This is a genomic window from Rothia sp. HMSC065C12, assembly GCF_001812085.1.
GTDB classification, from domain to species: Bacteria; Actinomycetota; Actinomycetes; order Actinomycetales; family Micrococcaceae; genus Rothia; species Rothia mucilaginosa.
This window is the reverse complement of the sequence record NZ_KV807679.1, coordinates 196,663-219,129: the sequence shown is the minus strand read 5'-3', so window position 1 is coordinate 219,129 and position 22,467 is coordinate 196,663. Positions and strand designations below refer to the sequence as shown.

Genomic DNA, 22,467 nt, shown 5'->3' with positions numbered 1-22,467 from the left:
AAATTTCCGATATATTGGGCAGTATGGAACAAGCATCACAGATTAAGGGCCCGGATGGCCCCCTTACCGATCAGCTGATCAAGTTCGGTAAGTTCTTCTCCCGCTGGGATGAGACTGAAGACGGCCGCGCCGTCTTCCGTGAAGGCGGCCGCGAAGGTGACGCCTTCTACCGCGACCGTTGGAGCCACGATAAGGAAGTTCGCTCTACCCACGGCGTGAACTGCACCGGCTCCTGCTCCTGGAAGGTGTACGTCAAGGACGGCATTATCACCTGGGAAGCACAGGAAACCGATTACCCCTCGGTTGGTCCCGACCGCCCCGAGTACGAGCCCCGCGGTTGCCCCCGCGGTGCAGCATTCTCGTGGTACACCTACTCTCCCACTCGCGTTAAGTACCCCTACGTTCGCGGTCTCCTGCTGGAGATGTACCGCGAAGCGAAGGCAATCCACAACGATCCCGTGGACGCCTTCCACTCCATCGTGTCCGACCCCGCCAAGCGTGCACGCTACGTGAACGCACGTGGTAAGGGTGGTCTGGTGCGCTCGACCTGGGCTGAGGCTCTCGAGCTGATGGCTGCTGCTCACGTGCACACCATCAAGTACTACGGTCCCGACCGTAACACCGGCTTCACCCCGATTCCGGCAATGTCCATGGCGTCCTTCAGCGCGGGTGTTCGCTACATCCAGCTGGCCGGTGGCGTCATGACCAGCTTCTACGACTGGTACGCTGACCTCCCCGTGGCTTCCCCGCAGGTCTTCGGCGACCAGACCGACGTTCCCGAGTCCGGCGACTGGTGGGACGCTGCATACCTCATCATGTGGGGTGCAAACGTTCCGCTGACCCGTACCCCGGACGCTCACTGGGTCTCCGAGGTTCGCTACCGCGGTACCAAGGTTGTCACCGTGAGCCCCGACTACGCCGACAACACCAAGTTCGCTGACGAGTGGCTGCCCGCACAGGCAGGTACCGACGCGGCACTGGCTATGGCGATGGGCCACGTCATCCTCAAGGAGAACTATGTCGACCAGCGTGTCGAGTTCTTTGAGGACTTCTCCCTGACCTACACCGACCTTCCCTTCCTGGTCACCCTGGAAACCCGTGAAGACGGCATTAAGGTTCCCTCCAAGTTCCTGACCGCTGCAAAGCTCGCTGGCGAGGCTGAGCAGGCTAACGCTGACTTCAAGCCCGTCCTGATGGACCGCGAGACCGGCGAGGTCTTCGTGCCCAACGGCACCATGGGTCACCGTTACGCTCAGGAAGACCAGGGCAAGTGGAACCTGGATTTGCAGGGTCGTAAGCCGATTCTGTCGATTCGCGACCTGCCTCAGGGCCAGTCCGCAGCGGTTGAGATTAAGATGCCGACCTTCGATAACCCGAAGGGTCACGGCGACGTCATTACCCGCGGCGTGCCCGTAACCTACGTTGATGGTCACGAAGTTACTACCGTCTTCGATATCATGCTGGCACAGTACGGTGTGGGCCGTGAGGGTCTGCCCGGTACCTGGGCTAAGGACTACGAGGACTGGAACGTTCAGAATACCCCGGCATGGCAGGAGCAGATTACTTCTGTCCCCGCCGAGGCTGTTATTCGCGTTGCCCGCGAGTTCGCCAAGAGCGCCCTGGATTCCGGCGGTCGCTCCATGGTCATCTTCGGTGCAGGTATTTGCCAGTGGTACCACGCTGACACCACCTACCGCGCTATCCTCGCTCTGCTGAACCTGACCGGTTGCCAGGGCCGTAACGGTGGCGGTTGGGCTCACTACGTGGGCCAGGAGAAGGCACGTCCTCTGACCGGTCTGACCAACATCGCGAACGCTCTGGACTGGAGCCGCCCGCCGCGTCACATGATTGGTACCGGCTTCTGGTATATGCACACTGACCAGTTCCGTCAGGATGCGTACTCCACCGACTACCTGCAGTCCCCGCTGGCTAAGGGCGAGCTGCGCGACGTTCACACTGCTGACGTTGTGGCACGTTCTACCCGTATGGGCTGGATGCCGTTCTACCCGCAGTTCCCTGAGAACTCGCTGGACCTGGCAGACAAGGCAGAGCAGGCTGTGGCACGCGGCGAGGCTTCCTCGAACGCGGACTACATTGCACAGCGTCTGAACTCCGGTGACCTGGAGTTCTCCGTTGAGGACGTTGACAACCCCGTCAACTGGCCTCGTACCCTGACCCTGTGGCGTTCGAACCTGTTCGGTTCCTCCGCTAAGGGTGAGAGCTACTTCCTGAAGCACCTGGTCGGTAGCATGGACAACGTCCAGGGCTCCGACTCGGAGAAGCTGCCGAACGAAGTGAAGTGGGTTGACGACGCGCCTCAGGGCAAGCTGGATCTGCTGGTCACCTCGGACTTCCGTATGACCTCCACGACCCTGCTGTCTGACATCGTTCTGCCGACTGCTACCTGGTACGAGAAGCACGATATCTCCTCGACCGATATGCACCCGTTCCTGCACGCGTTCTCCCCGGCAATTGACCCGCCGTGGGAGGCAAAGACCGACCACGAGACCTTCAAGGCACTGGCGTTTGAGTTCAGCCGCCTGGCTAAGAAGCACCTCGGCGTCCGTAAGGACATCGTTTCGGTCCCGCTGTTGCACGACACCCCCGGCCAGATTGCTCAGCCCGGCGGCCACGCACCCGACTGGAAGAACACCCCCGGTATGGTGGGCGTACCCGGCAAGAACATGCCGAACTTCGTCACCGTCGAGCGCGACTACGGCGCACTGTACGACATGTACACCACCGTTGGCCCGCTGTTCGATAAGCTCGGTGCAACCACCAAGTTCATCACTTACGACCTGAAGGACGAAGTCGCGAAGATGGCTAAGGAATTCGGTGTGATGGACTCCGGTAAGGGCGCAGGTCGTCCGGCACTGGATACCGACGTGAAGATTTCTGAAGCAATCCTCATGATTTCCGGTACCTCCAACGGTGAGGTCGCTGTCAAGGGCTTCAAGGAGCTTGAGAAGCAGACCGGTCTGCACCTGATGGACCTGGCAGAAGGTAACGAGGAACGTCGTATCACCTTCCCCATGACCCAGGCCGCACCGCAGCCCGTGATGACCTCCCCCGAGTGGTCCGGTTCGGAGACCGGTGGTCGCCGTTACGCTCCGTTCACCGTCAACATCGAGAAGAAGAAGCCGTTCCACACCCTGACCGGCCGTATGCACTTCTTCCTCGACCACGACTGGATGCACGAAATGGGCGAGGCTCTGCCGATTTACCGTCCGCCGCTGGATATGACCGGCCTGTACAACGAGCCTGAGCTCGGTACTACCGATGGTGTTTCGGTTGCTGTTCGCTACCTGACCCCGCACAACAAGTGGGCAATTCACTCGCAGTACTTCGATAACCACTACATGCTGAGCATGTTCCGTGGCGGTCCGACTGCATGGATGAGCCCGCAGGACGCTGAGAAGATTGGCGTCAAGGATGGCGAGTGGATTGAGTGTGTGAACACCAACGGTGTCTTCGTCGGCCGTGCGGTTGTTTCGCACCGTATGCCCGAGGGCGTTTGCTACGTCTACCACGCTCAGGAGCGTATGGTTAGCCCGAAGTCTGAAGTCACCGGTAAGCGCGGTGGTATTCACAACTCGGTGACCCGTATTCTTCTGAAGCCCACCCACATGATTGGTGGCTACGCTCACCAGGCGTTCGCCTTCAACTATCTTGGACCGACCGGTAACCAGCGAGACATCGTCTCGTACATCCGTCGCCGTAAGTCCCAGGAGGTAACTTTCTAATGCGCGTTATGGCACAAGTTGCTATGGTGATGGCGCTCGATAAGTGCATCGGCTGCCACACCTGCTCCGTGACCTGTAAGCAGGCATGGACGAACCGAGCCGGTACCGAGTACGTCTGGTTCAACAACGTTGAGACTCGTCCCGGCCAGGGTTACCCCCGCCGTTACGAGGATCAGGAGAAGTGGAAGGGCGGCTGGGTGCTGAACAAGCGCGGTCGTCTGGAGCTCAAGAGCGGTAACCGCTTCCAGAAGCTCTTCACGATCTTTGCTTCCCCGATTCAGCCCGAGCTGAACGACTACTACGAGCCCTGGACCTACGATTACCAGAACCTGACCAGTGCTCCTCTGGGTGATGACTTCCCGGCTGCTAAGCCGGTCTCCCTCATCACCGGTGAGGACACCAAGGTCGAGTGGGGTATGAACTGGGACGACAACCTGGCTGGTGCGACCGAGTACGGTCACCTGGACCCGCTGGTTGAGAAGGTTCGCAAGAAGGCTGAGGACAAGATTAAGTTCGAGTTCGAGCAGACCTTCATGTTCTACCTGCCTCGTATTTGTGAGCACTGCTTGAACCCCTCCTGCATGGCTTCTTGCCCCTCCGGCGCTATCTACAAGCGCGCTGAGGACGGTATCGTTCTGGTTGACCAGGACCGTTGCCGCGGTTGGCGTCAGTGCATCACCGGCTGCCCCTACAAGAAGGTGTACTTCAACCACAAGACGGGTAAGGCTGAGAAGTGTACCTTCTGCTACCCCCGTATTGAGGCTGGTATTCCGACCGTGTGTGCTGAGACCTGTGTTGGTCGTATGCGCTACATCGGTATCTTCCTCTACGATGCAGACCGCGTGACTGAGGCTGCTTCGGTTGAGGATGAGAAGGACCTCTACGAGGCTCAGCTGTCGCTGATGCTTGATCCTTCGGATCCGGCTGTGATTGAGCAGGCTCGTAAGAACGACATCCCCGATGCGTGGATTACTGCAGCTCAGAAGTCGCCCGTGTACAAGCTGGCGAAGGAGTGGAAGGTGGCTCTGCCCCTGCACCCCGAGTACCGCACCATGCCGATGGTTTGGTACGTGCCGCCGCTGTCTCCGATTGTTGACCTGCTCAAGGAGCAGGGCCACGATGCAGAGAACAGCAACAACCTGTTCGGCGCTATTGAGTCTCTCCGTATTCCGGTTGAGTACCTGGCTGAGTTGTTCACCGCTGGTGACACTGAGGTTGTTACTAACGTTCTGCGCCGCCTGGCTGCGATGCGTTCGTACATGCGTGACATCAACCTCGGTGGCGAAGGCAACGAGGAGATTGCTCAGGCAGTTGGCATGACTGGTCAGCAGGTGTACGAGATGTACCGCCTGATGGCTATCGCTAAGTACAACGAGCGTTACGTCATTCCGAAGGCTCACATGGAAGACGCCCACAACCTTGAGGAAATGGGCTGCTCCCTGAGCGTGGATGGCGGACCCGGCATGTACGGCGATGCGTTCAACGACATGGAGGGTCGCCCGACCCCCGTGTCTACCGGTGTCTACGAGGCTAACAACAAGGTCAGCTTGTTCAGCTGGGATGGTTCTTCCCGTCCTGACGGCCTCTTCCCGAATACCACCGGAAAGAAGTAATAAGTGGCTGGATTCTTTTCCAAGCTCATGGGCAAGGCCGGTTCCGAGGCTACTGTCTCGGAGCCGGCTCAGCCGGAGAACCCGTTTGATATCGATTACGGTCCCGGCGAGGATAAGGACTCGGTGATTTACCAGGTGAGCGGTATGCTCCTGGGCTACCCCGATGAGGAGACTCTGAAGGTTCTGCCTGAACTGGTGGAGATTACCGCTTCCACCCAGGATGAGGCTTTCATTGCTGCCGTTGATGCGGTTCAACAGTGGCTGACTTCTAAGGACCTGGAGGATGTGCAGTCCGAGTACGTGCAGGAGTACGACCTTTCGCGTCGTCATTCTCTGCATCTGTCCTACTGGACCGATGGTGATACCCGCCGCCGTGGTGAGACTCTTCTGCGTTTCAAGCAGATGTACCGCGACTCCGGTATGTTGACCGTTTTGAATGGTGAGCTTCCGGACTACCTGCCGTTGGTGCTGGAGTTCTGTGCGTTGGTGGATCGCCGTAAGGGCCGTTCCGCTTTGCAGGCGTACCGTCCGTCCCTTGAGCTTCTTCGTCTGTCCATGAAGGACGGAAATCTGCCCCACTACGGGTTGTTGCAGAGCATCTGCGATACCCTTCCTGGCGTCTCTCCGCAGACTCAGGAGGAGGTCCAGAAGATGGCTGGCTACGGCCCTCCCGTCGAGACTGTTGGCCTGAATGGCTACGCTGATCATCAGCTGCTCCAGCAGGCTTCGGCTCGTTCTAACTAGTTTTATCCCTTGTGAGGAGACAACACGTGTACGTACTTGCTTCTGAGAACGCAGGACATGCTGCACAGGCTGTAGCCGATCCGGGTATTGTTGACATCCTGCTGTGGGGCGTTCTGCCCTATGTTGCACTGGTCATTCTGATTGGTGGCACCATTTGGCGTTACCGTACTGACCAGTTCGGATGGACTACCCGCTCGTCCCAGGTCTATGAATCGAAGCTGTTGCGCATCGCTTCGCCCCTGTTCCATTACGGTCTTGCGGCCGTTTTCCTTGGCCACGTTGGTGGTCTGCTGGTGCCTAAGGCATTCACCGACCTGGTCGTTTCGGATGACACTTACCACATTGTGGCGCTGGTTGGCGGTTCTGTCGCTGCGGTCGCAACCATTGTTGGTATGTTCGTTCTGATTGGTCGCCGCGCTTCGAACTCTCGTGTGCGTTCGGCTACCACTCGTAATGACGTTTTCATGTATGTCGTTTTGGTTCTGGTGATTCTCGCCGGTACTGCGGCTACTCTGATTTCGGCAGTGAACCCCTCGGGCGGTTTGCCTCCGGTGAATGGTCACGAGGTTCACTTCAACTACCGTGAGACCATTTCTGTGTGGTTCCGTTCGCTGTTCTACTTCCACCCTGAGGTGGCTCTGATGGTGAATATTCCTGTGGCTTTCAAGATTCACATCGTGGTGGCTATGGTTCTGTTCATCATTTGGCCGTTTACCCGCCTGGTGCATGCACTGACTGTGCCCCTGCACTACCTCTTCCGCCCCTACACCGTGTACCGCTCTCGTGGCGGCCAGCGTGTTGGTGCACGTCGAGGTTGGGATCCGGTTGGTACTCTCCCGCGTGAGCGCGCCGACCGCTAATACACATATCCATATTGCAAAAGAGGAAATATGAGCACCCCTGCTGCACCGAGCTACGACCTGAAGAATGGTCAGCTCCGTAACGTTCTGCTTGCAACCTTCGCCTCGACCATTGGTTTCTGGGCGTGGACCGTTGTTGGCCCGCTGGCCAAGATGTACGCAAAGCAGATGCACCTGGACGCTGGTATGACCAGCCTTCTGGTTGCTATGCCGATTTTCATCGGCGCTATCGGCCGTATTCCCGTTGGTGGTCTGACTGACCGCTACGGTGGTCGTATTATGTTCACCGCTGTTCTGGCGATTAGCGCACCCCTGGTCTTCCTGGTTGGTGTTGCTGGTCAGATGAACTCGCTGCCCATGCTGCTTGTTGTGGCGTTCTTCCTGGGTATTGCGGGTACCGTGTTCGCTGTGGGTATTCCCTTCAGTTCCGCATGGTATGACGCTTCCAAGAAGGGTTTTGCGACCGGTGTGTTCGGTGCCGGCATGGTGGGTACTGCAATTTCTGCATTCGCTACCCCCCGCCTGGTGCAGGGTATTGGTTACTTCCAGACTCACGTTCTGATTGCTGTTATCTGTGCTGTAACCGCTGCTATCTCTTTCTTCTTCTTGAAGGATTCTCCGGCAACCATCGGCCGTGAGGTTACTCCGCTGATGCCGAAGATTGTTCAGGCATTCAAGGTGAAGACCACTTGGCAGCTGTGCTTCCTCTACGCTGTTGTGTTCGGTGCGTTCGTGGCATTCTCGAACTACCTGCCCACTTACCTGAGCAACATCTACAACTTCAACGCTAACGACGCTGGTATGCGTGCGGCTGGCTTCGCGGTTGCTGCCGTGATTGCTCGTCCCTTCGGTGGTGTTCTGGCTGATAAGTTCGGTCCGAAGATTATCACCCTCATCTCCCTGGGTGGTGTGGTGATTCTGGCAGTTATTACCGCGTTCCAGCCTGATGCTGAGCACGTGTATGGTGCTGTCTTCATCCTGATGGCTGCTCTTCTGGGTCTGGGCCACGGCTCGGTCTTCGGCTGGGTGGCTCGTGCGGCTGATCCGAAGAACGTTGGTGCGGTGTCCGGTGTGGTTGCTGCTGCTGGCGCTCTGGGTGGTTTCTTCCCGCCGCTGGTGATGGGTGCAACCTACAACCAGGCTGAGAACAACTACTTCATCGGTCTGATGCTGCTGGCTGTGACTGCGGCTCTGGCTTTCCTGTCGGCATTCCTGGTGCCGCACGGTGGCAAGCCCAACCACGCTAAGTAGGTTCTTCTAGTACATCCTTCTGCAGGGTGTATGTGAAGTTTGCTTTGACTGAGCCCGGCTCGTTTTCTCTTCGGAGAGGACGAGCCGGGCTTTGCGTATTTTTGCTGTTTTGTCGTCTGACAGGGGTGGGCTTTGGCGGGGCAGAAGAGTTTGATGTTTGGGCATGTCGAATGTTGGTAAAGCTAGCGAAACTTTGTGGAGATGTGGGACACTTTAAAGTGTTCGACTCGTCGCAATAGCGCGACGTGACCCCTCTACGGTTTGCGCCGACCAATAGGAGAATCCTATGTCCTTTATTGATCGTCATCTCGGCCCCCGTTCCGCAGACGCAGAGCAGATGCTCGAAACCCTGGGATACTCTTCCCTGGATGCGCTGATGGACGCTGTCGTCCCCTCCCAGATTCGCCTTGACGGCGAATTGCAGTTGCCTGCTCCGCTGTCGGAGCATGAGGCTCAGGCAAAGATTGCCGGCTATGCTGCGAAGAATAAGGTTCTCGCCCAGATGATTGGTGCCGGATACTACGATGCAGTAACTCCCGCGGTTCTGCGCCGTAACATTCTGGAAAACCCCGGTTTCTACACTTCTTACACCCCGTACCAGGCTGAGATTTCTCAGGGTCGTCTGGAGGCTCTGCTGAACTTCCAGAACACCGTGATGGAGCTGACCGGCCTGGAGATTGCAAACTCCTCCCTGCTGGATGAGGCGTCCGCAGTGGCTGAAGCAGCTGTCATGATGCACCGTGCGAACCGCAAGGTGAAGAACGGCTTCTTTGCTATTGACTCCCGTTGCCTGCCTCAGGTTATTTCGGTGACTCGCGGCCGTGCAGAGATGCTCGGCATTCCCTTCGTCATTACTGATTTCTCTGAGGGTCTGCCCGAGGGTGACCTGTACGGTATCGTCCTGGCGTACCCCGGCAATGAAGGCGATATCCGCGATATTGAGCCGCTGATTAAGGCCGCTAAGGAGCGTAACGCCCTGGTCACTGTGGTCGCTGACCTGCTGGCTCTGACCCTGCTGAAGTCTCCGGGTGAGCTGGGCGCTGATATCGCTGTGGGTAACACTCAGCGTTTCGGTCTGCCCTTCTTCTTCGGTGGCCCCCATGCTGCGTACATGGCTGTTCACAAGGGTATGGAGCGTACCATGCCTGGCCGTCTGGTGGGTGTTTCTAAGGATTCGGCTGGTAAGCCTGCGTACCGTCTGGCTCTGCAGACTCGTGAGCAGCACATCCGCCGTGAGAAGGCTACTTCCAATATTTGTACTGCTCAGGCTCTGCTGGCGATTGTTGCTGGCGCTTACGCGATGTACCACGGTCCTGAGGGTCTGCGCGCTATCGCGAACCGCCTGCACACTAACGCCGCTCGTGTTGCTACCGCGCTGAAGGCTGCGGGCTACGGTATCGCTCACGATACTTTCTTCGACACCGTCGTGGTGGAGGCTGCCGGCCGTGCTGACGAGCTGGTTGCGAAGGCTCTGGAAGCTGGAGTGAACATCCGCCGCTTCGACGAGAACCGTGTTGGTATTTCCGTGGGTGAATCTCACGGTGAGGAGCTGCTCAAGGGCCTGGTTGAGGCTCTGGGCGGCACCCTGGGTGAGGCAGATGCACAGTACGATCTGCCCGCTGAGTTGTTGCGTACCGATGACTACATGCAGCACCCGATTTTCCACAAGTACCGCTCCGAGACCGAGATGATGCGCTACCTGCGTCACCTCGCTGATAAGGACCTGGCGCTTGACCGCACCATGATTCCGCTGGGTTCGTGCACCATGAAGCTGAACGCGGCTGCTGAGATGGAGCCCATCTCCTGGCCTGAGTTCGCGAACATTCACCCGCTGGTCCCGGAGGATCAGGCTGAGGGCTGGCACGAGCTGATTAAGGATTTGAGCGAGTGGCTGGTTGCTATTACCGGTTACGATGCTATCTCGCTGCAGCCGAACTCGGGTGCGACCGGTGAGTACGCTGGTCTGCGCGCTATCCGTTCCTTCCATGAGGCTAACGGTGACCACGAGCGCGATACCGTCCTGATTCCGTTGTCTGCTCACGGCACCAACGCGGCATCTGCTGCTCTGGCTGGTCTGAAGGTTGCCGGTGTGGCAACTGCGGCTGACGGTTCGATTGATGTTGACGACCTGAAGGCAAAGATTGAGAAGTACGGCCCCAAGGTTGCCGGCATCATGATTACCTACCCTTCCACTCACGGTGTGTTTGAGGAGCAGGTTGCTGAGGTTTGCCAGCTGGTTCACGAGGCTGGCGGCCAGGTGTACCTGGATGGCGCGAACCTGAACGCTCAGATGGGCTTCGCTCAGCCCGGTAAGTTCGGCGGCGACGTTTCGCACCTGAACCTGCACAAGACCTTCTCCATTCCTCACGGTGGTGGCGGCCCCGGTGTTGGCCCGCTGGCTGTTCGTGAGCACCTGGCGAAGTTCCTGCCCGGTGACGCATACCGCGCTGATGCTGAAGGTAAGCTCCCCAACGATGCCGCACTGCCGATTTCGCAGGCGTTCTTCGGTTCTGCCGGTGTTCTGCCGATTAGCTGGATGTACATTGCGATGACTGGTGCTCAGGGTCTGAAGGACTCTTCGCAGTACGCGGTTCTGAACGCTAACTACATTGCGAAGAAGCTTAACGACAAGTACCCGGTGCTGTACACCGGCCCCGGCGGTCTGGTCGCTCACGAGTGCATCCTGGACCTGCGTCAGCTGACCGATCAGTCTCACGTGACTGCTGAGGACGTCTGCAAGCGTCTGATGGACTTCGGCTTCCACGCTCCGACCCTGGCGTTCCCGGTTCCGGGCACCCTGATGGTTGAGCCGACTGAGTCTGAGTCGAAGGAAGAGCTGGACCGCTTCATTGAGGCAATGGAGACCATCTACGATGAGATTATCGAGGTGGCTGAGGGCAAGGTCGCTGTGGAGGATTCGGTTCTGCGCAACGCACCGCACACCGTTGATGTGGTGAGCGCTGATGAGTGGGATCGCCCCTACAGCCGTACTCAGGCAGCTTTCCCTGTCCCGAGCCTGCGCGCTAATAAGTACTTCACTTCGGTGGGTCGTATTGATGGCGCTGGCGGTGACCGTAACTTCGTGTGCGAATGCCCCCCGATGGAGGCTTTCGACCTGGAAGCATAAGGAGCCTATAACGCTCCTGGGTAGGCTGTAGCGGTCTACCTGCCTCACCCGTCCTCAGGTTCCTGGGGGCGGGTGGGGACCGCCTCCGCAGCGTATCTCGTGTCTGTGGGGGTGAACTAAATCTACGACGATTGAACGATAACAGCACAAGGCTGTGCGTGAGGAGAATCTAATGTCCCCCAAGAAGACCTCTCTGTACTCTGTCCATGAGAAGCTTGGCGCTTCTTTCACCGACTTCGGCGGCTGGGATATGCCCCTGAAGTACGCTAATGACGTTGCTGAGCATGAGGCGGTCCGTACTCGTGCCGGTATTTTCGACCTGTCCCACATGGGTGAGTTCCGTGTGACCGGTCCGGATGCGGGTGCGTTCCTGGATTACGCTCTGGTGTCGAATATGTCCATCCTGAAGGTCGGTAAGGCAAAGTACTCGATCCTGGTCAACGACAAGGGCGGCGTCATTGACGACCTGATTACTTACCGTCTGGGCGATGAGGAGTTCATGGTCGTTCCGAACGCTTCGAACATTGACACTGACTTTGCTGCGATGAGCGAGCGCCTGGGCGATTTCAACGTTGAGTTCGTGAACGAGTCGGATCAGACTTCTCTGGTGGCTGTTCAGGGTCCTCGTGCTGAGGAGATTCTGCTGGCTGCTGGTGTTTCTGATGAGGAGGCTGTCCGCGAGCTGAAGTACTACGCTTCGGTGCCGCTGACTGTTGCCGGTGTTGATGTTCTGCTGGCTCGTACCGGTTACACCGGTGAGGACGGCTTCGAGCTGTTTGTTCCGAATGAGAACGCTGTTGAGCTGTGGGATAAGCTGGCTGCTGCTGGTGAGCCTTTTGGTATGATTCCTGCCGGCCTGGCCTCTCGTGACTCCCTGCGTCTTGAGGCTGGTATGCCGCTGTACGGTCATGAGCTGGGTCTTGAGATTACTCCGTTTGAGTCCGGTCTGGGCCGTCTGGTCGAGATTGCTCTGGAGAAGAAGGCGGCTGACTTCGTTGGTCGTGAGGCTCTGACTGAGCTGGCTAAGAGCGAGTCGAAGCGCATCCTGGTTGGTTTGAAGGCTCAGGCGAAGCGTCCTGCTCGTGCCGGTTCTAAGCTGGTGGATGCTGAGGGCAATGAGATTGGTGAAGTTACCTCCGGTATTCCTTCCCCGACTCTGGGCTTCCCGATTGCTATGGCGCTGGTGAACCGTGAATTCTCTGAGGTTGGTTCTACCGTGGATGTTGATATCCGCGGTAAGCGTGCTCCGTTTGATGTTGTGGCTCTGCCGTTCTACAAGCGTGAGAAGTAAGAGTTTTTCTGCAGGTAATCTGTAGGGTAGAGGCGTCGTGTCCTGTGTGGGCGCGGCGCCTTTTCTGCGCCGTGAGGTGGGCATTGAACGGTGGGGGAGAGCGCGAGGTGTTCTGCGCCTTAGTTTGTGCTGGTTCTGAAGTGCGTTAGGATTAGAGCGGCCAGTCAAGGGTGATTGTCCGCACTTATAGACCGCAGGTTGATGTGTGGTTCCTCCGTTGAGGGGCGCGTATCTTTTGGTGCGGTGCACAGACATTATTTATTTGAAGGACAGAACGTGGCTATTAACCAGAGCGCACCCAGTAGCGCCCAGAAGAAGGCAGAGGCTCTGCCGTATGACATCAGTGTTTTTGAGATGTTCAGCGTTGGTGTGGGCCCTTCGAGTTCGCATACGGTGGGGCCGATGCGCGCTTCGAACCGTTTTGTGGCGGAGCTGATTGATGAGGGTCTGCTGGACCGTGTGACGGGTGTGCATGTTGACCTGTATGGTTCGTTGGCGGCTACGGGTGCTGGTCACGGTACGATGAGTGCTGCGTTGAAGGGCCTGTGTGGTTTTGTTCCGGAGACTATCAATATCGCTGATTCTGAGGCAATGATTGAGCGCAATAGCGTGGATGGTACTTTGCCGTTGGCTGGTTATCCGTCCTCTGCGTACGGTGTGACTGCGCCCGGTGGTGAGGAGCAGAAGGTGTACGGCCCGGTGGTGAATTACCGTGAGTTGGATATGACTCTGCGTCCGTTGACGGTTCTTCCGCGCCATACGAACGGTATGAAGATTGCGGCGTTTGCGGGTGAGCAGCTGCTGTTGGAGCGCACTTACTATTCGATTGGTGGCGGTTTCATTGTTGAGGGTGATGAGGAGGCGACCGGTGGCGCGTCGTTGATGAACCCTCCGTATCCGTTTGGTTCGGCGGCTGAGCTGCTGGAGATGGCGAATGAGTCTGGTCTGTCGATTGCGCAGTTGAAGATGGCGAATGAGTGTTCTCTGCGTTCTGAGCAGGAGGTCCGTGACGGAATCTTGCACATCTACCGTGTGATGAAGGAGTGTATCGGTTCTTCGTTGGCGCGTGTGGGTTATTTGCCGGGGCCTCTGAAGGTGCGTTGCCGTGCGGGTGCGTGGCATCGCGATTTGATGGTGGAGGATCCTTCGAAGTCTCCTGAGTTCGCTATTGACTGGGTGAACCTGATTGCTTTGGCGGTCAATGAGGAGAACGCTTTTGGTGGTCGTGTGGTGACTGCTCCGACGAATGGTGCTGCGGGTATTATTCCCGCGGTGTTGCATTACGCGATGAATTACACGCAGGGTATTCGCCATTGCGGTCAGGCTGCTCGTGATCAGGCGGTTGTTGATTTCTTCTTGGCGTCTGCTGCTGTGGGTGTGCTGTATAAGAAGCGCGCGTCGATTTCTGGTGCTGAGGTGGGTTGCCAGGGTGAGGTGGGTAGCGCCTCCTCGATGGCTGCTGCTGGTTTGGCGCAGGTGATGGGTGGTACTCCCGAGCAGGTTGAGAATGCGGCTGAGATTGCGATGGAACACAACCTGGGTCTGACGTGTGACCCGGTGGGTGGTTTGGTGCAGATTCCGTGTATTGAGCGTAATGCGATGGCTGCGTCGAATGCTGTGACGGCGGCTCGTATGGCGTTGCGTGGTGATGGTACGCACCGTGTGTCGTTGGATCAGGTGATTGAGACGATGCGTCAGACCGGTTTGGATATGTCTCACCGTTATAAGGAGACGTCCATGGGTGGTTTGGCTGTGAATGTGGTGGAATGCTAGGTGCACGCTGTGGCAGGTTTGCACTCCTGATGAGGGTGTGGTAGACAGAAGGGCTTTCTTCCTGTATCGTTAGTATTTACGCTTTCCCTAACCTTTGTGCCTTCATATAGCGGTGGGCACGGGCTGAAGGTGACGTTTTTCCGTCCGACTCTATAGCTTCGAGCACCGTTCTATTCGGGGGCTGAGGTTGTCGTGTCGCCGGTAATGTCGCCGGGAGGCTGATTGCTAACAGACATGTCTGTGGAAGGATCCCCATTTTGGTCGCTTCGAGCACCTCTAACCATGACGCCGCTAACGGCGCAGAGAACGTCTCGCGCCGAATTTCATTCGCGAAGATTAACGAACCGCTGAAGGTTCCCAACCTGCTTGCTATCCAGACCGATAGCTTCGACCGCCTCGTTGGTAACGAGCGCTGGGCGGAGCGTCTGGAGAAGGCGCAGGCTGCTGGTGACACTTCTGTCCCCGCTCAGTCCGGTCTGGCTGAGATTTTTGAAGAAATCTCCCCGATTCGTGACTTCCAGGAGACTATGCAGCTCTCCTTCTCTGAGCCTGAGTTTGCTGACCCCAAGTACTCTGTTGAGGAGTGCAAGGACCGCGACGCAACCTACTCGGCTCCGCTGTACATTAAGGCTGAATTCATGAACCTCGCTACCGGCGAGGTCAAGCAGCAGACCCTGTTCATGGGTGACTTCCCCCTGATGACCGAGGCCGGTACCTTTGTTATTAACGGTACTGAGCGTGTGGTCGTTTCTCAGCTGGTGCGTTCCCCCGGTGCTTACTTCGAGAAGGCTCCGGACCGTACCTCCGATAAGGACATTTACTCTGCCCGCGTGATTCCTTCCCGCGGTGCATGGTTCGAGCTTGAGATTGATAAGCGCGACCAGGTTGGCGTGCGTCTGGACCGCAAGCGTAAGCAGTCCGTGACTGTTCTACTGAAGGCTCTGGGCTGGACCGAGTCCAAGATTCTGGCTGAGTTCGGTCAGTACGACTCCATCCGCGCAACCCTGGAGAAGGACTCCGTCAAGGACCGCGACGAGGCTCTGCTGGACATCTACCGCAAGCTGCGTCCGGGCGAACCCCCGACGGTTGAAGCTGCCCAGGCTCTGCTGGACAACATGTACTTCACCCCGCGCCGCTACGACCTGGCGAAGGTTGGCCGTTACAAGCTGAACCGTAAGCTCGGTGTGGACGTTCCCATGGATTCCCCCGAGGCTTCCGTTCTGAGCCAGGACGACATCGCTCAGATGATTCGTTACCTTTGCGCTCTGCACGCAGGCGAGACCAGCATCCCCGGCGTCCGTGACGGCGAGGAGATCTCCCTCAAGATTGATATCGACGACATCGACCACTTCGGTAACCGTCGTATCCGCACCGTGGGCGAGCTGATTGAGAACCAGATCCGTACCGGTCTGTCCCGTATGGAGCGCGTGGTTCGCGAGCGCATGACCACCCAGGACGTGGACGCTATCACCCCGCAGTCCCTGGTGAACATCCGCCCCGTCGTGGCGGCTATCAAGGAGTTCTTCGGTACTTCTCAGCTGTCGCAGTTCATGGACCAGAACAACCCGCTGGCAGGTCTGACCCACAAGCGTCGTCTGTCCGCACTGGGTCCGGGCGGTCTGTCCCGTGACCGTGCAGGTATGGAAGTTCGAGACGTCCACCCCTCGCACTACGGTCGTATGTGCCCCATTGAAACCCCTGAAGGCCCGAACATTGGTCTGATTGGTTCGCTGGCAACCTACGGTCGCATCAACTCCTTCGGTTTCATTGAGACCCCCTACCGCGTGGTGACTGACGGCCGCGTGACCGATGAGGTCCGCTACCTGACCGCTGACGACGAGAAGTCTGTTGTTATCGCACAGGCGAACGCACCGCTGAACGCTGACCGCACCTTCGCTGAGAACGAGGTTCTCTGCCGTGCGGGCGATGGTTCTGGCGAAGCTGTTCTGGTTGCTCCCGGCGCCGTTCAGTACATGGACGTCTCCCCGCGCCAGATGGTGTCTGTTGCTACCGCTCTGATTCCTTACCTGGAGCACGATGACGCTAACCGAGCACTGATGGGTGCTAACATGCAGCGTCAGGCTGTGCCCCTGCTGGAGTCTGAGGCTCCCGTGGTTGGTACCGGTATGGAGAAGTACGCAGCACTGGACTCCGGTGACTCCGTGCTCGCGAAGAAGCCCGGTGTGGTTTCCTCCGTGGACGCTAAGACCGTTATCGTCCGTAACGACGACGGCTCTGTCTCCACCTACCCGATCATGAAGTTCTCCCGCTCGAACCCGGGTAACTGCTACAACCAGCGCGTTGTGGTGAAGGAAGGCCAGCGCGTCGAGTACCGCGACGTTATTGCTGATGGCCCCTCCACCGACGGTGGCGAGCTGGCACTGGGTAAGAACCTGCTCGTGGCATACATGCCGTGGGAAGGCCTGAACTACGAGGATGCAATCATCCTCTCCCAGCGCATGGTTTCTGAGGACGTGCTGACCTCGATTCACATTGAGGAGCACGAGATTGACGCCCGCGACACCAAGCTGGGCCCCGAGGAGATTACCCGCGACATTCCGAACGTGTCCGAGGATGTTCTCTCGGCTCTGGACGAGCGCGGCATCATCCATATCGGTGCTGAGGTTGAGGCTGGCGACATCCTCGTCGGTAAGGTTACCCCCAAGGGCGAGACCGAGCTGACCCCCGAGGAGCGCCTGCTGCGCGCAATCTTCGGTGAGAAGTCTCGCGAGGTTCGCGACACCTCCCTGAAGGTTCCTCACGGCGAGTCCGGTACCGTCATCGGTATCCGTATCTTCGACCGCGAGAACAACGATGAGGACGATCTGCCCCCGGGCGTGAACCAGCTGGTCCGCGTGTACGTGGCTCAGAAGCGTAAGATTACCGACGGCGACAAGCTTGCAGGCCGCCACGGTAACAAGGGTGTTATTTCTAAGATCCTGCCGATCGAGGATATGCCCTTCCTGGAAGACGGTACCCCCGTGGATGTCATCCTGAACCCGCTGGGCGTGCCCGGTCGTATGAACATTGGTCAGGTTCTGGAAGTCCACACCGGTTGGCTGGCTAAGCAGGGTTGGAAGATTGAGGGCGAGCCCGAGTGGCTTAAGCACATGCCGAACTTCCCGAAGGAATCCGGCCCGACCCGCCTGGCAACCCCGGTGTTCGACGGTGCCCACGAGGACGAACTGTTCGACCTTATGGACCACTCGAACCCGAACCGCGATGGTGACCGTCTGATCAACCGTTCCGGTAAGGCACGTCTGATTGACGGCCGTTCCGGTGAACCGTTCCCGGACCCGATTTCGGTTGGTTACCAGTACATCCTGAAGCTGCACCACCTGGTGGATGACAAGATTCACGCTCGTTCCACCGGTCCGTACTCGATGATTACCCAGCAGCCTCTGGGTGGTAAGGCGCAGTTCGGTGGTCAGCGCTTCGGTGAGATGGAAGTGTGGGCGCTGGAAGCATACGGCGCCGCATACACCCTGCAGGAAATCCTGACCGTCAAGTCCGATGACGTGGCGGGCCGTGTGAAGGTTTACGAGGCTATCGTGAAGGGCGAGAACATCCCCGAGCCGGGTATCCCCGAATCCTTCAAGGTTCTTATCAAGGAAATGCAGTCTCTGTGCCTGAACGTCGAGGTGCTCTCCACCGACGGCAAGATTATTGAGATGAGCGACTCGGAGGAAGAAGGCTTCCGGGCAGCAGAAGATATGGGCGTGAGCCTGACCCACGACGAGCCTAGCTCCGTCGACGAGGCATAAGCACCGCCTCCTTCTAGGGTGGGAAACCCCGCATGCGCTCGCGTGCGTTGTGGGGTTCCCGCCCGCTAACCCAAGTCTTCAGAAACTTACAGAAAGAGATTAGGACCGATATGTCCAACGAATCTTCGCTTGGTTTGATGCGAATTGGCCTCGCCACCGCCGACGACATCCGTCGTTGGTCCTTTGGTGAGGTTAAGAAGCCCGAGACCATCAACTACCGTACCCTGAAGCCCGAGAAGGACGGCCTCTTCGACGAGCGTATCTTCGGCCCCACCAAGGACTGGGAGTGCTACTGCGGTAAGTACAAGCGCGTGCGCTTCAAGGGCATTGTGTGTGAGCGCTGTGGTGTTGAGGTGACCCGCTCTAAGGTACGTCGTGAGCGTATGGGTCACATTGAGCTGGCTGCTCCTGTTACCCACATTTGGTACTTCAAGGGTGTTCCTTCCCGCCTGGGTTACCTGCTGGATCTGGCTCCGAAGGACCTGGAGAAGGTCATTTACTTCGCTGCGTACATGATCACTAAGGTTGACGAGGAGGGTCGTCACGAGGATCTGCCGATGCTGCAGGCTGCTCACGATCGTGAGAAGCAGGAGCTTGAGGCTGCTCTGAACGCTGACGTGAACGCTATCAGCCGTGAGGTTGAGGCGGAGCTGGCTCGTATTGAGGCTGAGGGCGGCAAGGCTGCTGAGAAGCGTAAGCTGCGCGATAACGCTGAGCGTCAGCTCGCGTCGGTGCGTAAGCGCTACGAGCGTGAGGCTGAGCACCTGGACCGTGTGTGGGATCGCTTCAAGAACCTGAAGGTCGCTGACCTTGAGGGTGATGAGGCTCTGTACCGTTCCATGATTGATAAGTACGGCCTGTACTTTGAGGGCGCTATGGGCGCAGAGGCTATTAAGAAGCGTCTGGAGTCCTTCGACCTGGAGGCTGAGGCTGAGGCTCTCAAGGAGATTATTCAGACCGGTAAGGGGCAGAAGAAGACCCGCGCTCTGAAGCGTCTGAAGGTTGTTAACGCCTTCCTGACCACTAACAACTCTCCGCTGGGTATGGTCCTGGATGTTGTTCCGGTTATTCCGCCGGAACTGCGCCCGATGGTTCAGCTGGACGGTGGCCGTTTCGCGACCTCCGACCTGAACGACCTGTACCGTCGTGTGATTAACCGTAACAACCGTTTGAAGCGTCTGCTGGAGCTGGGTGCTCCCGAGATTATCGTGAACAACGAGAAGCGTATGCTGCAGGAAGCTGTGGACTCGCTGTTCGATAACGGTCGTCGCGGTCGCCCGGTGACCGGCCCCGGTAACCGCCCCCTGAAGTCTCTGTCTGACATGCTGAAGGGTAAGCAGGGCCGTTTCCGTCAGAACCTGCTCGGTAAGCGTGTTGACTACTCGGGTCGTTCCGTGATTGTGGTTGGTCCTCAGCTGCAGATGCACCAGTGTGGTCTGCCCAAGCAGATGGCTCTGGAGCTGTTCAAGCCCTTCGTCATGAAGCGTCTGGTGGAGCTGAGCCACGCTCAGAACATTAAGAGCGCTAAGCGTATGGTTGAGCGTTTCCGCCCGCAGGTTTGGGACGTTCTGGAAGAGGTTATTGCTGAGCACCCGGTTCTGCTGAACCGTGCACCTACCCTGCACCGCCTCGGTATTCAGGCGTTTGAGCCGAAGCTGGTTGAGGGTAAGGCTATTCAGCTGCACCCGCTGGTTTGCTCCGCGTTCAACGCTGACTTCGATGGTGACCAGATGGCAGTTCACCTGCCGCTGTCTCCCGAGGCTCAGGCTGAGGCTCGTATCCTCATGCTGTCCTCGAACAACATCCTGAAGCCGTCGGATGGCCGCCCTGTGGCTGTTCCTTCGCAGGATATGATCATTGGTCTGTTCCACCTGACTACTCCTCGTGAGGGTCAGAAGAACGAGGGTCACGCATTCTCTTCGGTGTCTGAGGCCCTGATGGCGATGGATCGTCACGAGATTGAGCTGTACACCAAGGTGAAGATTCGCCTTGATGGTGACCAGTTTGTTGCTCCTGAGGGCTGGGAAGCTCCTGAGGGTTACAAAGCTGGCGACCCCGTGCTGCTGGACTGCACCGTTGGTCAGGTTCTGTTCAACCAGGCTCTGCCGAAGGATTACCCCTGGTTCTCCGGTGTGGCAGATAAGAAGGGCCTGGGTAGCCTGATTAACGATCTGGCTGAGCGCTACCCGATGGATGTTGTGGCTCGTGCTCTGGATAACCTGAAGAACTCCGGTTTCTACTGGGCTTCTCGTTCGGGCGTGACCGTGGCTGTTTCTGATATTGCTACTCCTGCTGAGAAGCCGGCAATTATGGAGCGCTACGAGAAGCAGGCTGCTGCAATTCAGGACGACTTTGAGATCGGTACCATCGATGACGAAGAGCGTCGTCAGGAGCTGATTAAGGTTTGGACCGAGGCTACCGACGTGGTTGCAGAGGCTATGCGTGAGAACTTGAGCTCTCACGGTGGCCTGAACACCATTTACCGTATGGTGACCTCCGGTGCACGTGGTAACTGGATGCAGGTCCGTCAGATTGCGGGTATCCGTGGTCTGGTGTCGAACCCGAAGGGTGAGATTATGCCTCGCCCGATTAAGTCCTCGTACCGTGAGGGCCTGTCGGTTCTGGAGTACTTCATCGCGACCCACGGTGCACGTAAGGGTCTGGCTGATACTGCGCTGCGTACCGCTAACTCGGGTTACCTGACTCGTCGTCTGGTGGACGTTTCGCAGGACGTTATCGTTCGCGAGCACGACTGTGGCACTCGCCGCGGTTTGGTTCTGCCTCTGATTGATGAGGATGGCGGTCTGCACCAGGATGTTGAGACTTCGATTCACGGTCGTACCCTTGCGGTTGACGTGAAGGACGAGGCTGGCAACGTTCTGGCTGCTGCTGGTTCCGATGTCTCTGATGAGCTCATTGAGAAGCTCTTCAAGGCAGGTGTGAAGGATGTTCGCGTCCGTTCGGTTCTGACCTGTGAGTCCGCTATTGGTGTGTGTGCACTGTGCTACGGTCGTTCGATGGCTTCGAACGTGCTGGTGGACATTGGTGAGGCTGTTGGTATTATTGCGGCTCAGTCGATTGGTGAGCCCGGTACCCAGCTGACCATGCGTACCTTCCACACCGGTGGTGTGGCTTCGGCTGACGATATTACTCAGGGTCTGCCCCGTATTCAGGAGCTGTTCGAGGCTCGTACCCCCAAGGGTGTTGCCCCGATTTCTGAGGTGTCCGGTCGCGTGACCATTGAGGATACCGAGAAGTCCTACAAGATTGTGGTGACCCCGGACGATGGTTCTGAGCCCCAGTCCTACACTGTTCTGCGTCGTGCAGCTTCTAAGCTGCAGAACGGCGATCACGTTCAGGTTGGCGATCAGCTGGCTACCGGTTCTGTTGATCCGAAGGAGGTTCTGCGTATTCGTGGTCCTCGTGAGGCTCAGAAGCACCTGGTGAGCGAGGTTCAGGGCGTGTACAAGTCGCAGGGTGTGGAAATCCACGACAAGCACGTTGAGGTTATTGTTCGCCAGATGCTGCGTCGCGTGACCGTGATTGAGTCCGGTGATACCGATCTGCTGCCTGGTGAGCTGGTTGATAACATTGCTTTCCAGACTGCTAACCGTAAGGCACTGGTTGAGGGTAAGAAGCCCGCAGCTGGCCGTCCGGAAATGATGGGTATTACCAAGGCTTCGCTGGCTACCGAGTCCTGGCTGTCAGCGGCCTCCTTCCAGGAGACCACCCGTGTCCTGACTCAGGCTGCTATGGAGGCGAAGACTGACCCGCTGCTCGGCCTGAAGGAGAACGTGATCATCGGTAAGCTGGTTCCCGCCGGTACCGGTCTGGCACGTTACAACGATATTGAGGTTGAGCCCAGCGCCCAGGCTACTGCTGAGCGTATGCAGGCTCTGGACACTTTCGGTGGTTACCAGAGCGCATTCCAGATGGATAACGAGGTGTACACTTACGGCAACGGCGGCTTTATGGCTGTTTCGCTGGATGAGTACGGTCGTGGTCTGGACTAAGGCTTCTGCCGTGAGGGGTAGGTTGAGGGTTTAGAGCCCCGGCCTGGTCCTTGATAAAGAACGCGGATACTCGAGTTGTCTCGGGTATCCGCGTTCTGTGTTTAACGAATAGGTGGGGGAGGGGCGGCGTTCTTTTAAGTGGTACTTTAATATTCTTTATCCTTCAGCAGAAGGTTGTATATTTTTTGCCTAGTGGACGAATTTATTTATAAAAAATCATTGGAGTGCATTATTTTTTCAAATCGGGAAAATTTCTTGACTGGGTAAGAAATTAGATGATGATCAAAT

The 22,467-nt window shown here is 57.6% G+C and carries 10 protein-coding genes; all 10 read left to right on the top strand.

Annotation, left to right across the window (positions count from 1 at the left end; all coding sequences use genetic code 11):
- Positions 1-23: 23 nt before the first annotated feature.
- The 10 genes from HMPREF2836_RS06920 (at position 24) to HMPREF2836_RS06875 (ending at position 22,179) form a co-directional block, all read left to right on the top strand.
- The gene (locus tag HMPREF2836_RS06920; RefSeq protein ID WP_049349235.1) at positions 24-3,743 is read left to right on the top strand and encodes a nitrate reductase subunit alpha; all 3,720 of its coding nucleotides are present in this window, start codon (positions 24-26) and stop codon (positions 3,741-3,743) included.
- Complete coding sequence (narH, locus tag HMPREF2836_RS06915; protein WP_005504921.1) at positions 3,743-5,356, top strand: nitrate reductase subunit beta; 1,614 nt, start codon at positions 3,743-3,745, stop codon at positions 5,354-5,356. Before HMPREF2836_RS06920 ends, narH begins: the two co-directional genes overlap by 1 nt.
- 3 nt (positions 5,357-5,359) lie before the next feature.
- Positions 5,360-6,100: a nitrate reductase molybdenum cofactor assembly chaperone gene (gene narJ / locus HMPREF2836_RS06910; protein ID WP_005504922.1), complete on the top strand. Its 741-nt coding sequence runs from the start codon at positions 5,360-5,362 to the stop codon at positions 6,098-6,100.
- Positions 6,101-6,126: 26 nt separating this feature from the next.
- Entirely contained in the window at positions 6,127-6,960 is an 834-nt protein-coding gene (gene narI / locus HMPREF2836_RS06905; RefSeq protein WP_049341119.1) for a respiratory nitrate reductase subunit gamma, read from the top strand.
- A 30-nt stretch (positions 6,961-6,990) separates the two neighbouring features.
- Positions 6,991-8,211 carry an MFS transporter gene (locus HMPREF2836_RS06900; RefSeq protein WP_005504924.1) on the top strand — a complete coding sequence of 407 codons (1,221 nt, stop codon included), beginning with the start codon at positions 6,991-6,993 and terminating at the stop codon, positions 8,209-8,211.
- A 286-nt stretch (positions 8,212-8,497) separates the two neighbouring features.
- Positions 8,498-11,338 (top strand): aminomethyl-transferring glycine dehydrogenase, encoded by a 2,841-nt coding sequence (gcvP, locus tag HMPREF2836_RS06895; RefSeq protein WP_070629932.1) that lies wholly within the window; start codon positions 8,498-8,500, stop codon positions 11,336-11,338.
- 172 nt (positions 11,339-11,510) lie between these two features.
- Complete coding sequence (gcvT, locus tag HMPREF2836_RS06890) at positions 11,511-12,629, top strand: glycine cleavage system aminomethyltransferase GcvT (RefSeq protein ID WP_049353778.1); 1,119 nt, start codon at positions 11,511-11,513, stop codon at positions 12,627-12,629.
- A gap of 276 nt (positions 12,630-12,905) precedes the next feature.
- A complete protein-coding gene (locus HMPREF2836_RS06885; protein ID WP_005504931.1) occupies positions 12,906-14,402 on the top strand; it encodes an L-serine ammonia-lyase in 1,497 nt (498 codons plus the stop codon).
- Positions 14,403-14,659: 257 nt separating this feature from the next.
- On the top strand, positions 14,660-18,166 hold the full coding sequence (gene rpoB, locus HMPREF2836_RS06880) for a DNA-directed RNA polymerase subunit beta (RefSeq protein ID WP_005504932.1): 3,507 nt from the start codon (positions 14,660-14,662) through the stop codon (positions 18,164-18,166).
- A 110-nt stretch (positions 18,167-18,276) separates the two neighbouring features.
- The gene (locus tag HMPREF2836_RS06875; RefSeq protein ID WP_070629931.1) at positions 18,277-22,179 is read left to right on the top strand and encodes a DNA-directed RNA polymerase subunit beta'; all 3,903 of its coding nucleotides are present in this window, start codon (positions 18,277-18,279) and stop codon (positions 22,177-22,179) included.
- Positions 22,180-22,467: the final 288 nt, after the last annotated feature.

What these genes read in the sequence shown, in the direction of transcription:
- gcvT (WP_049353778.1), top strand. Translation starts at nt 11,511, where the DNA reads ATGTCCCCCAAGAAGACCTCTCTGTACTCTGTCCATGAGAAGCTTGGC.
- HMPREF2836_RS06920 (WP_049349235.1), top strand. Translation starts at nt 24, where the DNA reads ATGGAACAAGCATCACAGATTAAGGGCCCGGATGGCCCCCTTACCGAT.
- narH (WP_005504921.1), top strand. Translation starts at nt 3,743, where the DNA reads ATGCGCGTTATGGCACAAGTTGCTATGGTGATGGCGCTCGATAAGTGC.
- HMPREF2836_RS06900 (WP_005504924.1), top strand. Translation starts at nt 6,991, where the DNA reads ATGAGCACCCCTGCTGCACCGAGCTACGACCTGAAGAATGGTCAGCTC.
- HMPREF2836_RS06875 (WP_070629931.1), top strand. Translation starts at nt 18,277, where the DNA reads ATGTCCAACGAATCTTCGCTTGGTTTGATGCGAATTGGCCTCGCCACC.
- gcvP (WP_070629932.1), top strand. Translation starts at nt 8,498, where the DNA reads ATGTCCTTTATTGATCGTCATCTCGGCCCCCGTTCCGCAGACGCAGAG.